Origin of the sequence: Pedobacter antarcticus (assembly GCF_900112985.1) — a bacterium.
GTDB classification, from domain to species: domain Bacteria; phylum Bacteroidota; class Bacteroidia; order Sphingobacteriales; family Sphingobacteriaceae; genus Pedobacter; species Pedobacter antarcticus.
The window spans coordinates 60,417-73,946 of the sequence record NZ_FONS01000012.1; the positions used below are offsets into that span (position 1 = coordinate 60,417).

Genomic DNA, 13,530 nt, shown 5'->3' on the forward strand with positions numbered 1-13,530 from the left:
TATGAGATTTATTGTATCCACATCAACGCTTTTAAAACATTTACAAACGGTTAATGGTGCCTCAAGCAGCAGCACTGTTTTACCGATATTGGAAAATTTCCTTTTTGAGATTAAAGAGGGTAATTTAACGATTTCGGCAACTGACCTTCAAACCAGTATGACTACGTCATTACCGGTTGAATCTAAAGAAGGGGGTAAAGTAGCCGTTCCTGCAAGAATTCTGCTGGATACTTTAAAAACGCTTCCTGACCAGCCAATTTCATTTAATATCGACGATTCGACTTTCTCCATTGAGATCAGCGCCGGTGATGGAAAATATAAACTGAGCGGTGAAAACGGAGATGACTTCCCAAAAATACCTGTAGTTGAAAACGCATCTTCAGTGAACCTGCCTGCAGCTGTACTGACAGAAGCGATTACCAAAACTATTTTTGCAGTAAGCAACGATGAGCTTCGTCCTGCAATGACCGGTGTATTCTGCCAGTTGTCAGATCAGTTCATCACGTTTGTGGCAACAGATGCACATAAACTGGTCAGATATAGAAGAATGGATAGCAAAGCTGAAAAAACAGCTTCCTTTATTCTTCCTAAAAAAGCTTTGACCCTGTTAAAAGCTGCACTTCCTTCAACTGATATCAATGTATCGGTCGATTATAATGCAACAAGCGCATTTTTTAAATTTGAAAATATTAACCTGGTATGCCGTCTGATTGATGAGCGTTATCCGGATTACGAAGCTGTAATTCCAGCGAATAACCCTAACAAACTGATTATCGACCGCGCTTTGTTTTTGAATACACTGCGTCGTGTGGTAATTTTTGCTAATAAAACCACACATCAGGTTAGGTTGAAAATCAACGGAAGTGAATTAAATATTTCTTCAGAAGATCTGGACTTTGCAAATGAGGCCCACGAACGTCTGAGTTGCCAATATGAGGGTGAAGACCTTGAAATTGGTTTCAATGCACGTTTCCTGATTGAAATGTTAAGTAACTTATCTGGTGAGGAAGTTACGCTGGAACTGTCTACACCAAACCGTGCAGGCTTGCTGATTCCTCAGACTAATAATGAAAATGAGGATGTGCTAATGCTGGTTATGCCGGTTATGCTAAACAGTTACAACTAAAATTTTTTACGATTTTTTCTAAAATGTCAAATGCGCTGGAATTTTATGCTGCATTTGACGTTTTAATACCAGACCTATGGATATCATCAATCAGCTTATACAATTTATTCTGCATACAGATGTAGAATTGGTAAAACTGGTCAGTAACTACCAGACTTGGACTTACCTGATCTTGTTTATAATAATTTTCGCGGAAACGGGTTTTGTTGTAACTCCATTTTTACCCGGCGATTCTATGCTTTTTGCAGTCGGAGCGCTTATTGCAAAGGGAAATACAGGCCTGGATATCTGGATTATGTTTTTCTTGCTTACTGCAGCCGGTATTTTGGGAAACAGCTTGAATTACAGACTGGGAAGTTTCTTTGGGGTTAAGGTGTTTAAACCGCAAAACAGGATACTGAAACTAGAATATTATAACAAATCACACGAGTTTTTCGAGAAACATGGTGGTAAGGCGATTATTTTCAGTCGTTTCCTGCCTATTTTCAGAACTATCGCACCGTTTGTAGCTGGTGTGGCTAAAATGCCTTTCGGCAGATTTACATACTACAATATTGTAGGTGGTATTGCTTGGATCGCAAGTTTACTATTTGCAGGTTACTTGTTAGGACAAATTCCGCTGATCCGTGATAATTTCTCTCTTGTTATCGCTTTCATCGCTATTGTGACTTTTGCACCGGTGGTCTTTGCCGCTCTAAAGTCAATGTTCAAGCCGAAAGAAACCATAGACTAATTAAATTATTCCAGCATGGGCTGACCCGCGTCAACCCATGCTGAATACCATAGTGACCCGGTCATGGCCACTGCACCACGCATTTGCCTTTCTACCATCCCGTTAAGTCTCTGGTCATATGCTTTTGCGTATTCAGGTGAATAATTTCTGGTCAGAAGCCCTTTTCTTTTCGTGAAGCTATATTTACGGTAGGCTGGAAATTCTCCGCTGAGCCTGGCTTCTATACGTAATACACTATCGGCCAATTCATAGCTTGTGGCTATTATACGCCACGCTTCTGCTAAAGGGGAAGCTACATATACGGCTGGCCCGGTTATCAAATCAAACTGTTTATCAAATAACTCAGGGAGCAAGCTTTCCCACAAAGCATGGATACCAGTCTGTCCGGTGTATTGTCCATTATGATTTCGGGTAGCATGTAAAGGAACATGAGCATCAGAAACATAATGTGCGAGATGGGCAGAAATGCGCAGGATACGACGTTTATTCTGTTCGCGAAAAGCGGCAACCAATTGCAGATAACTTTTTTGTATATGCCATGGGAGGATCCCGTTTTGCTGTAAATGTTCCAGGCCGTATTTTTCCAGCGCGTGTTCCCACCGGCGGGGAATACTGTCAATGCAATGATGGTAATTTTCCGTATCCAGGAAATGCCTTGGACCTTCTTGCGGATCAGTATATCTCCGCTTGTCAGGATCTATAGCATGCGCAGATAAATAACCGATATGGCTTTTATAAAAACGGATCATGCCTTCAGGTAAGGTGAGTACGGCAAGGTAGTTGATCCTCGTGTGTGCGTGAAAACCCCAGGAGCAAAAAAAAAGCAGGCAGAAGATGAGTGCTGCGAAGATGAATAAACTTTTCATTTTCGTAAAACTACTTCAGGCCTGCCGATATCAGTTAAGAATTTCTGTTTTGCTTTTTATTCTATTGATTTACCTTTCATGGCTTGAGAAACCGCAATGTCCATTAACCTTTCTGCAAAGGGACGTGTAAATTCATTGAGCTCATCAGCTTTTTTCAGGATCAGGTCTTTATCTCCATCTGCAAGTGCATCAGCAAGGTGCTGAATATAGTTTTTAGTATGGCTAATTTCTTCTGCAGTGAGTACATATCCGTTCTTCTCTACAAAACGTTCCGCGGTATAAAGTAATTGCTCACCTTCAGATTTTGCTTCGATTCGCATTCTCTCTGCAACATCTGCCTCTGCATGAGTAATGCTGTCCACCAGCATTTTCTCAACTGTATCGTCAGTTAGTCCATAACTTGGGGTAATGTCAATTTCCTGTTTTACACCCGAACGAAGTTCGATCGCCTGAACAGTAAGGATTCCGTCGGCATTAAGCAGAAAGTTAATATCTACTTTTGGAAGACCAGCCGGCATAGCGGGAATTCCTTTCAGTTCAAATTCTGCCAGTTTACGGTTTTCTTTAACCAGGTCACGTTCGCCCTGATAAACAGAAATTTTCATATTAACCTGTCCGTCTACAGAAGTTGTATACTGCCTGCCGCCTTTAGTCGGAACTTTGGCATTTCTGGGAATAATGACGTCCATAAGTCCACCCATGGTTTCAATACCCAGGGAAAGCGGTGTAACGTCAAGCAGCAAAATATCAGACCGGTTTCCGGCAAGAATGTCTGCCTGAATAGCTGCACCCAATGCAACGACCTCATCTGGGTTAAGCTGATCGTGGGGAGCTTTACCAAAGAAGGCTGCAACCTGCGCTTTAACGTACGGTGTACGTGTCGATCCGCCTACAAGGACCACTTCATCTATAGCACTCACCGAAATTCCCGCATCTTCAATAGCTTGTTTACAAGAGAGCATGGTTTCTGCTACTTTCGGTGCGATCAAGTCTTCAAAAGTTTGTTTATTAATCGTGCACCAGATCTTACCGGCAGATTCATCAGGGCTGAGGCCTGAAAATGAAGATATATCCAGGGTCTCGTTAAACAGGTTCTGTGTAGTCAATGCTTTTTTCGCTTCTTCCGCTTTCAGACGTAATTGCTGCATTAAGCCCGAATTTTTCTGTAATGCCTGCACATCTATTTTATTTTTTTCGATCCAGTAATGTACAATAGCTCTATCGAAATCGTCTCCGCCTAGAAATGTGTTGCCATGCGTAGACAATACTTCAAAAATCCCATGCTGTATAGCCAGAATGGATACATCAAATGTGCCTCCGCCAAGATCGTATACAGCAATTGTTTTATGTTCCAGCGGATCCAGTCCGATTCCATAGGCGAGACTGGCAGCAGTGGGCTCATTCACGATTCTCAGTACATCGATACCTGCCAGTTTTCCGGCATCGCGTGTTGCCTGACGCTGCGTATCATTAAAGTAAGCCGGGACAGTTATTACCGCACGGTTAACTGGTGTTTTTAAAGCGTGTTCTGCTCTGGTTTTGAGTTCTTTTAAAATGGCTGCTGAAAGATCTACTGGTGTATAAAAGCGCCCGCCAGATTGAATTTTAACCAGGGAGTCACTATCATCGTCAATGATTTTATAGCTAAAAGTATCCTGGTGGGCTGCAACATCTTTATAAGATCTGCCCAGCAAGCGTTTTACAGAAAATATAGTGTTGGCAGGGTCAGATATCAGAAACTCCCTTGCATCATGACCGACAACAGTTTCCCCTGCAGTATTGAAATGCACAATTGAAGGAACAAGTAAGCCCTTGCCTGTATCATTAATAACTTTTGGGTTTTTGTCAGGATCAATAAATGCGACCAGACTATTGGTTGTGCCCAGGTCTATCCCTACAATAATCTCTTCTTTTTGTAAAGAACCTGTAGCCAGGTTGATGGATATCTTTGCCATAATACAGGCAAATTTAGGAATGTTTACTGGTTTTTATGTCTGTAACCCGTACTATTTTCAAAGGCAGGAAACAGGGCAGGAGCGTGCTCAAGTTGCAGATTATAAACCCAGATCACAATATCCTGATAACTGTCAACGCCTTTAGTCTGATTGTTTATTTTCAGGAACTGATCCAGTGCAGTACCCATATAAGCAGACATATCGCCATTGTATTTTTGCCAGAACTCCTGTTCAGCCCGGTAATCGGCCTGAGTGGCTGGATTAATCTGGTCACGGAGCTTCTCTAATTTCTCCGGAGCGATCAGGCGGATTTCAAAAAGTACATTTCGAAGAATTGAATAGACCCCGGCATAGCGGAAATTCAGATCAGGACTGTTCAGGCAGGCAAGATATCCGGCCAGATTAGCTTCGTCTTCCCTTGCGATTCCCAGCTGATGGGAGATTTCATGACAGGTTACAAAAGGAAGGGATACCGGCGGGAGCCCCATATTAACATTGGCTTCTCCGGATACCGGACAATAATAACCTTCCAGACCGATTCTATTGATCAGGGCTTGTGAAAGCACAGCTTTAACAACCGGGTTCTTGTAGGTAAATAATGGATTTCTGCCAGCCAGATTTTTATACGCGATGGTTGCTCCATACTGGAGTTCCTTAATTGTATAGGATTTTCTGGCTTTTTGTTGATCAAGCTCAGCAGATAAGGTATTTACCTCTCTGATTAACTGTTCTCCGAGCGTGGTGAGCTGCTCTGCTGTATAGCTCTTTTTACTGATACCAAGGGTAGTGGCAACAGATGGGCGACTGTAATTGAGTCCCCAAAGAATCTTAAATACAATATATAACCAGAGAATAAGTTTTAATGCTTTGAACGGGGCTTTGTATAAAAGGGTTCTGTCGGGCAGACTCCGCCAGGCTTTTCTGGTAAAACGAAAGAGCGAAACACAAAGGATTCCAACTAAAATTAGATAGATAAAGTCTCCGGCCGCAAAATTAAACTGGCCGCTTAGCCAGCGTAAGATTGCTGAGAGCCCGGGATAGAATCCCAGGCTATAAAATTGTTCCGTCAGACTGCTGTTCAAGCCTATACACCAGATGATTGCAGAAAGCAATACCGGAAGCGCAAGCCAGCGCAGTTCATACCGGACCCGGCTCGGCATTAGCGGTTAAATGCCATGCGCTGGCCAGTTTTATTGGTTAGAAATTTACCTTTCATATAGGCCAGGTTTCCTGAAATAATCGTGTGGGTTATTTCAGACTGAAAAGTCTGTCCCTCGAAAGGAGACCATCCACATTTATAGAGAATATTGGCCTTGGTTACTTTAACCGGATCGTTTAGGTTTACCAGTACTAAATCTGCCCAGTAACCTTCGCGGATATAACCTCTGCGGTCTATCTGAAAACATACTGCCACATTATGGGCTGTTTTCTCAGCAATTTTTTCCAGTGTTATTTTTCCCTGATGATACATTTCCAGCAGGGCCGATAAAGCATGTTGTACAAGAGGACCGCCTGAAGGTGCTTGTATATAGGGTTGCAATTTTTCTTCCAACGTATGTGGAGCATGATCGGTAGCGATGATATCGATATGGTTATCCAGTACGCCTTGTAGCACCGCATCCCGGTCTGCACTGGTTTTAACTGCAGGATTCCATTTGATCAGATTACCTTTTTCGGCATAATCCTGGTCATCGAACCATAAATGGTGAACACAGGCTTCTGCTGTGATCCTTTTTTCGGCGAGTGGTGTGACCGCATCAAAAAGGCCAACTTCGGCTGCAGTGGAAATATGCAGGATATGTAATCTTGTATTGTGTTTTTTTGCGAGTTCCACCGCCATGGATGAAGAAAGATAACAAGCTTCTGCACTGCGGATGAGCGGGTGCATAGAAATGGTCAGCTGGTCTCCGTATTTTTCTTTATATACCGCCAGATTACGTTGTATTGTCATTTCGTCTTCGCAATGCGTGGCTACCAGTATCGGTGCTTTAGAAAAGATGTTCTCCAGCACAGTGGCATTATCAACCAGCATATTCCCTGTAGAGGAGCCCATGAATACTTTAATTCCGCAGACATTGGCCGGGTCAGTACGCAGCACTTCATCCAGGTTGTCATTCGAAGCGCCCATGAAAAAGGAATAGTTGGCCAGTGACATCTCAGCAGCAATCTGATATTTATCTGCCAGTAGTTCTTGTGTCAATGTATTGGGTACAGTATTAGGCATCTCCATAAAAGAAGTAATTCCACCTGCAACAGCAGCCATGCTTTCTGAAAAAATATCTGCTTTATGGGTCAGCCCCGGCTCTCTGAAATGGACCTGGTCATCGATCATTCCGGGGAATAGGTGGAGACCTTCCGCATTGATTTCCTGATCTGCTTTTTTATTGATTTCTGTGCCGATTTCTGCAATGAAACCATTTTCGATATACACATCTGCAACAAATACCCGGCCTTCATTAACCAGCGTTGCGCCTTTAATTAGGATGCTCTTCATAGGGCCAAATCTATTAAAAAATGAATTAGCCTTCCTATTATTTATAGTATCTTTGCAAAATGCCAAAATCATTTGAAGAGTTTAACCTGAACAGACAGATCCTTAATGCTGTTGCCGACGCAGGCTTTACTGTAGCGACACCTATTCAAGAAAAAGCAATTGCCCCGGTTTTATCGGGACAGGATATTTTTGGAATTGCTGAAACAGGAACAGGAAAAACTGCTGCATACGTATTACCTATATTAATGCAGCTTAAGTATGCACAGTTTGATGCTGCAAGGGCATTAATTCTGGCGCCCACACGTGAACTTGCCATGCAGATTGCAGAGCACGTTAAAATTTTCTCTAAATACACAGATCTGAGATCGGTTGTTGTTTTTGGCGGAATCGGACCAAAAACTCAGATTGAACAAATAAAAGCAGGGGTAGATATCATTATCGCCACACCAGGACGTTTCCTGGATATTTACCTGGCCGGACATATTAACACGCAATATCTTAAATTTCTGGTACTGGACGAAGCAGACAAGATGATGGATATGGGCTTTATCGGCTCTATCCACCGGATTCTTGAGATCGTGCCCCGCAGAAGACAGAACCTTCTGTTCTCTGCTACCATGAGCGAACTGGTACATAAAATTGCCGGAGATTTCCTGAAAAACCCAACTATCATAGAAGCGGGAGAGCAGGCTACACCAGCACAGACCGTTACGCAGATTCTTTACGAGGTACCTAATTTTAAGACAAAAATTAACCTGCTGCAGCATTTGTTAAAGAATGAAATCGATTTTAAAAGGTTGATTATCTTCTGCAAAACGAAAACAGTAGCAGATAATATTTTTAGTTTTATAGAACGCCGTTACGGAGCAGATGCAGTTCGTGTAATCCATGCGAATAAAGGACAAAACACACGTATCAACTCGATTAATTCTTTTAAAGAGGGTAGTATCAGGGTTCTTGTAGCTACCGATGTTGCTTCCAGAGGGATAGATGTTTCGGAAGTAAGTCATGTGATCAATTTCGATGTTCCTATTATCATAGAAGATTATGTGCACCGTATCGGGCGTACAGGCCGTGCTTATGCTAAAGGCGATGCAATTACGCTTTGTACAGAGGCCGAAAAGTATTATGTGACTAAGATTGAGAAACTGATGCGTCAGTCTATTCCCGTAATGCCACTTCCGGAGGAGGTCTTCATTGAAGAAACTCCTTATGAAGAACGTCAGTTCCTTGCCCGGGAAATTGATAACCAGAAAAGAAAGGATGATCCGGACTTTAAAGGCGCTTTCCATGAGAAGAAACATGCTGCAGCGATTGCGGCAAGAGCAGTCGAGTCGGCTAAAAAGAAAATGAACAAAACACCGGCCTGGAAGAAACGTAAATTTAAAAAGACCTAAATTGAAGCTTACACCGCTGAATATTGTGACTTCCGGATGTCTGGTCATGGGCGTGTTTTCGGGTATGACCGGTCTTTATATTTTAGGGGCAATTATTGCTTTTATTTCAGATTTGATTTTCCGGAAGTTTATACCTTTGACCCGCAATTTGTGGGTAGTAGAATGTGCCTTTCTGATTTTTAGTCTGGTGCTGATGATTATTTTTAAAATGGTTATCGGCTAAAGCCCGCGTGTAATTCAAATAAATGCTGTATAAAACAATTATATCTAAATGAAGACTGCTGAAATTAAAATAACTGTAGAGCTGGACGACAATAATGTACCGGAAAATTTAACCTGGGAATCTACTGATGCCGAAACTAAAGAAAAAGTTCCTGTGAAGTCGATGATGCTCGCTTTGTGGGATCATAATTATAAAAACTCCATGCGTATCGACCTGTGGACAAAGGATATGCCTGTGGATGAAATGAAACGTTTTTTCTATGAAACCCTGCAGACTATGGGTGATAGCTTCCTGAAAGCTACGGGTGAAAAATTGATTGTAGAAGACCTGAGAGATTATTGCGCGCATTTTGCAGATAAAATGGGAATCGACCAGCGTAAATAAATGAAACTTCAAGCTGTAACAGGAGTCCTTCTGCTCACCGCAGGGGGACTTTGCCCTTTAATCCGGGTTCCGATTATGGGTACATGGAATTATTTTGGTATAGACCCTTTTTTGGGAGGGGTCTATTATTTTTTCGTCCTGCTCGCTTTCTGGGCAATCTGGAAAAATAAACCGGGTACAATCCGTTTTGCAGGATGGGCCGCGCTGATCTGGGTAATCTTAAGCCTGGCTGCAGTGTGGTTTAAATCGCATGATCTTTTCGGCTTTATTCATTTTCGAAAGCTAATTAATCTGGCTGCCGGAATGGTTAAATATAAGTGGGGCTGGCTGGTAATAATTGCAGGTTCAGGTATATTGATTACAATGCGCAGACCTGTAAAACCAATTGCAGGATTATCTTTGTCACCGGATGCAGTTAATTAAAGAAGTTAAATTCCTGATTGGAAAAGAGCTCCTGCTGGAATGGAGATCTAAATACGCACTCAATGGCGTCGTTCTATACGTCGTTTCCACGATTTTCGTATGTTTTCTTTCTTTTGTATCGTTATCTGGAGTTACCTGGAATGCCTTATTCTGGATTATTATGCTTTTTGCCTCAATTAATGCAGTATCCAAGAGTTTTTTGCAAGAAAGTAAGGGCAGACAGCTCTATATTTATACTATAGCAAGTCCGTTGGCACTTATTATTTCCAAAACAATTTATAATGTGCTGTTAATGCTGCTGCTTACGTTAATTGCGCTGGCTTTCTATACGCTCGTATTTGATTATGTGCCACAGGATATGCTGTTGTATATAATTGCAACTATTTTAGGCAGCATCAGCTTTTCGATGATATTTACTATGGTATCGGCAATAGCGTCCAAGGCAGGAAATGGCGGAATGCTCATGTCTATCCTAAGCTTCCCGGTAATTATTCCGGTAATTACCGTACTGATTAAATTAAGTAAAAATGCAATAGACGGCTTAGACAGAAGTGTCAGTCTGGATGAAATTGGAATACTGTTGACTATAAATGTGTTGGTTGCCGCTTTTTCATTACTGCTTTTTCCTTATTTGTGGAAAGATTAAATAAGGGAATTAAGAGCCTGTTTAAATTTAGATGATCAGATGAATTTTAAACAAGCTCTAAGCTTATTCCTGAAGTTTTTAGTAGTTTTAAAGGTTCAATCCAGCGCGTTAGGCGGGGTTCATCCAATTGTACAATAATTTAAACTGAAAATAATAATTTTATATAAATGAATATTTCTCAATCCTGGTGGAAAATTTTAGGGGCGGTCCTTGTCATCTATTCAACGGTATACGGATTCCTGTCCACTGTTCCGGCATTGCCCATTTTACATCAAAGTATTAGAAACCTGTACTTTCATGTGCCTATGTGGTTCGCCATGATCGTTTTATTTTCGATCTCTGTTTTTCACAGTATTAAGTTCTTAAATAACGGGAATGAGGATAGTGATCTTAAAGCTGTACAAAGTGTAAACGCCGGTATTGTATTTGGTATTCTGGGCATTGTTACCGGAGCAATCTGGGCACGTTTCACCTGGGGACAGGCCTGGAGTTTTGATGTAAAGCAGAATTTCGCAGCAATTGCGCTGTTATTATATTTCGCTTATTTGATTTTACGGAATGCCATCGATGAAGAGCAGAAAAGAGCCAAGATCTCTGCAATCTATAATATTTTCGCTTTCCCGATGATGGTCGTGTTGTTATTTGTCCTGCCGCGTATTGGTGATAGTCTGCACCCCGGAAACGGCGGTAACCCTGGTTTTAACGCCTACGATCTGGACAGCAGAATGCGGATGGTCTTTTATCCTGCCTGTGCGGGCTGGATCATGATCGGTTACTGGATCTATACCTTGCTGGCCAGGGTAGCCAAACTTGAAAAAAAGAAGACGCTTTAATCAGCAGATCAAATTATCAAATCAAAATTGAAAATATTTAATTCTATATACATGAAATCTTTAACTACTACTTTTGTTTTACTGCTGGTCTCTATGCAGTTGTTCGCTCAGCCTCAGGAATCTGCGGTTGTGGATACACTGGCCGGATCGGAAAAAATCTATGTAGTTGCAGCATGCGCACTGTTGATTTTACTTGCGTTGTTGTTTTTATTGTTCTCTGTTGACCGCAGAGTAAAAAAACTCGAAAAAAAATCTGAAGGAAAATAATTTATTTAAATCCTTTAACACAGCTTTTTGGCTGATTTTTAAGCGTGTGTTTGTCTTACACTAAGCAATTATTTATTTGCATTAATCGTTTTTTTTAGTGCAATTTTGCGCTAACGAATAAGAACAATAATTCAAATTCTTAAAAAATCAATAATGGCTAATACAGCAAACGACACAAATTTTTTTACAGACGTCTGTAAAAATTTTGACGACGCAGCACAATTTACCGGTCACCCAGAAGGTCTGTTATCACAGATCAAAGCATGTAACAGTGTTTACCGCTTTCAGTTCCCGATCAGAAGAGGGAACGGATTTGAAGTCATTGATGCCTGGCGCGTAGAACATTCTCACCACATGAGTCCTACCAAAGGTGGGATCCGCTACAGTGAAATGGTCAATGAAGATGAAGTCATGGCACTTGCCGCTTTAATGACTTATAAATGTGCAATTGTAAACGTTCCGTTTGGTGGTGCAAAAGGAGGGATTAAAATTACTCCTAAAAACTACACTACCGGAGAACTGGAAAACATTACCCGCCGTTATACTACAGAATTAATCAAGAAAAATTTTATTGGTCCCGGTATCGACGTTCCTGCTCCTGATTATGGTTCAGGAGAACGTGAGATGAGTTGGATTGCCGATACTTATATGACTATGAATCCGGGTCAGCTGGACGCATTGGGTTGTGTAACCGGAAAACCTATTGCACTCCACGGTATCCGCGGACGTAAAGAAGCTACTGGACGTGGAGTTGCCTACGCAATCCGCGAATGTGTAAGAGTTACAGAAGACATGCAGAAAATTGGATTAACTGCTGGTCTTGGTGATAAAAGAGTTATCGTTCAGGGTTTGGGTAATGTAGGTTACCACTCTGCGAAATTCCTTACTGAATTTGGTGCTACGATTGTCGGTCTTTGTGAATACGAAGGTGCAATCTATAATGCAAATGGTCTGAATGTAGACGAAGTTTTTGCACACCGCAAATTAACAGGATCTATCCTGGGTTTCCCGGGAGCCACTGAATTTAAAAATTCAATGGAAGGTCTGGAGCAACCATGTGATATTTTAGTTCCTGCAGCTCTGGAGAACCAGATTACAGTGGAAAACATAAAAAATATCAAAGCTAAAATTATTGCAGAAGGTGCAAATGGTCCATGTACACCTGAAGCAGAAGATATCTTTACGCAAATGGGTGGTATTATCATTCCTGATATGTACTGTAATGCCGGTGGTGTAACTGTATCTTATTTTGAGTGGTTAAAAAACCTTTCTCACGTCGCTTTTGGCCGTATGGAAAAACGTTATGCAGAGAATTCAAATGCAAATCTAATCAATACACTGGAAAGTCTAACCGGACAAAGCATTCCTTCTGAGCATCGTTTAATGATCATTAAAGGTGCGTCTGAATTGGAACTGGTTAATTCAGGACTGGAAGATACAATGATCCATTCTTACCATGAGATCAGAGAAACACTATTAAGCAAGCCTGGAATTCAGACGCTAAGAACTGCAGCTTTTGTTGGTTCAATCGATAAGATCGCTGTATCTTATATGAATCTGGGTATCTGGCCATAGAGCTGGTATTTAGCATAAACTTGATCCGCCTGTGTTCTCACAGGCGGATTTTTTTTTAACAAAACTGATACAGTTCGCTTCATTTGTCAGACTACTATCAATATTTGGCCTTCTGGCTGATTAGATGGACAGTCCAGGTCTTTAGGTGCTTATATTTTTTATCTTTGTGTGTTGAAAAACTAATTATACTCACATGAAAAAAAGTGCAATTATTGGCTTGATTACAATCGCTATCTGCGTTGGTTTCCTGGTTAGCTTAAACGCAGACACCAGCAATTATTCGACCTTTACGGAAGCAGCCAAAGATTCCCGTGAATTTCACGTGATGGGCCATTGGGAAAAAGAAAAAGGAACTTATTACGATGCCCTGAAAGATGCCAATCACTTTGCTTTCTATATGAGAGATGAAAAAGGTGAAGTTAAAAAAGTTATTTACAGCGGCACCAAACCGCAGGATTTTGAACGTTCTGAAAAACTCGTTCTGATTGGTAAGATGAATAAAGATGTCTTCCATGCCTCCAAGATTTTAATGAAATGCCCTTCTAAATATAACAATGACCTTGTAGAGATACAGCAGGACGGACAGGTTAAACAATACAAATAATTTT

15 protein-coding genes are annotated in these 13,530 nt (G+C 41.3%); 11 read left to right on the forward strand and 4 right to left on the reverse strand.

Features of this window, described 5'->3' with window-relative positions; genetic code table 11:
- Window position 1 precedes the first annotated feature (1 nt).
- Both dnaN and BM192_RS18030 read left to right on the forward strand, forming a co-directional pair.
- Window positions 2–1,126, forward strand: coding sequence for a DNA polymerase III subunit beta (gene dnaN / locus BM192_RS18025; protein WP_037442190.1), 1,125 nt, complete (start codon window positions 2–4; stop codon window positions 1,124–1,126).
- A gap of 76 nt (window positions 1,127–1,202) precedes the next feature.
- Window positions 1,203–1,859 carry a VTT domain-containing protein gene (locus BM192_RS18030; RefSeq protein ID WP_037442188.1) on the forward strand — a complete coding sequence of 219 codons (657 nt, stop codon included), beginning with the start codon at window positions 1,203–1,205 and terminating at the stop codon, window positions 1,857–1,859.
- A gap of 5 nt (window positions 1,860–1,864) precedes the next feature.
- Here BM192_RS18030 and BM192_RS18035 read toward each other — a convergent pair whose 3' ends face one another.
- From BM192_RS18035 to BM192_RS18050, 4 genes are read right to left on the reverse strand one after another with little or no spacing between them, the layout of a single operon-like run.
- Window positions 1,865–2,725: a zinc dependent phospholipase C family protein gene (locus BM192_RS18035; RefSeq protein WP_074964066.1), complete on the reverse strand. Its 861-nt coding sequence runs from the start codon at window positions 2,723–2,725 to the stop codon at window positions 1,865–1,867.
- Window positions 2,726–2,781: 56 nt separating this feature from the next.
- Entirely contained in the window at window positions 2,782–4,680 is a 1,899-nt protein-coding gene (gene hscA / locus BM192_RS18040; protein WP_037442186.1) for a Fe-S protein assembly chaperone HscA, read from the reverse strand.
- 23 nt (window positions 4,681–4,703) lie between these two features.
- Entirely contained in the window at window positions 4,704–5,840 is a 1,137-nt protein-coding gene (locus BM192_RS18045) for a DUF3810 domain-containing protein (protein WP_051760017.1), read from the reverse strand.
- Complete coding sequence (locus BM192_RS18050) at window positions 5,840–7,174, reverse strand: dihydroorotase (protein WP_037442202.1); 1,335 nt, start codon at window positions 7,172–7,174, stop codon at window positions 5,840–5,842. Before BM192_RS18050 ends, BM192_RS18045 begins: the two co-directional genes overlap by 1 nt.
- A gap of 59 nt (window positions 7,175–7,233) precedes the next feature.
- On the opposite strand from BM192_RS18050, the gene BM192_RS18055 reads away from it, so the two are divergent.
- From BM192_RS18055 to BM192_RS18095, 9 genes are all read left to right on the forward strand, one after another.
- The gene (locus BM192_RS18055; protein WP_037442184.1) at window positions 7,234–8,571 is read left to right on the forward strand and encodes a DEAD/DEAH box helicase; all 1,338 of its coding nucleotides are present in this window, start codon (window positions 7,234–7,236) and stop codon (window positions 8,569–8,571) included.
- Between the two features lies 1 nt (window position 8,572).
- Window positions 8,573–8,794 carry a hypothetical protein gene (locus BM192_RS18060; RefSeq protein WP_037442182.1) on the forward strand — a complete coding sequence of 74 codons (222 nt, stop codon included), beginning with the start codon at window positions 8,573–8,575 and terminating at the stop codon, window positions 8,792–8,794.
- Between the two features lie 48 nt (window positions 8,795–8,842).
- Entirely contained in the window at window positions 8,843–9,178 is a 336-nt protein-coding gene (gene gldC, locus BM192_RS18065; protein WP_037442181.1) for a gliding motility protein GldC, read from the forward strand.
- Window positions 9,179–9,601, forward strand: coding sequence for a hypothetical protein (locus tag BM192_RS18070; RefSeq protein WP_037442179.1), 423 nt, complete (start codon window positions 9,179–9,181; stop codon window positions 9,599–9,601).
- Window positions 9,588–10,247, forward strand: a complete 660-nt coding sequence (locus BM192_RS18075) for a heme exporter protein CcmB (protein WP_037442177.1) — start codon at window positions 9,588–9,590, stop codon at window positions 10,245–10,247. The genes BM192_RS18070 and BM192_RS18075 overlap by 14 nt, the downstream gene beginning before the upstream one ends.
- A gap of 173 nt (window positions 10,248–10,420) precedes the next feature.
- A complete protein-coding gene (ccsA, locus tag BM192_RS18080) occupies window positions 10,421–11,080 on the forward strand; it encodes a cytochrome c biogenesis protein CcsA (protein ID WP_037442200.1) in 660 nt (219 codons plus the stop codon).
- A 51-nt stretch (window positions 11,081–11,131) separates the two neighbouring features.
- The gene (locus tag BM192_RS18085; RefSeq protein WP_037442175.1) at window positions 11,132–11,347 is read left to right on the forward strand and encodes a CcmD family protein; all 216 of its coding nucleotides are present in this window, start codon (window positions 11,132–11,134) and stop codon (window positions 11,345–11,347) included.
- Window positions 11,348–11,500: 153 nt separating this feature from the next.
- A complete protein-coding gene (locus tag BM192_RS18090) occupies window positions 11,501–12,922 on the forward strand; it encodes a Glu/Leu/Phe/Val family dehydrogenase (RefSeq protein ID WP_037442173.1) in 1,422 nt (473 codons plus the stop codon).
- Window positions 12,923–13,115: 193 nt separating this feature from the next.
- Window positions 13,116–13,526 (forward strand): cytochrome c maturation protein CcmE domain-containing protein, encoded by a 411-nt coding sequence (locus BM192_RS18095; RefSeq protein WP_037442171.1) that lies wholly within the window; start codon window positions 13,116–13,118, stop codon window positions 13,524–13,526.
- Window positions 13,527–13,530 lie beyond the last annotated feature (4 nt).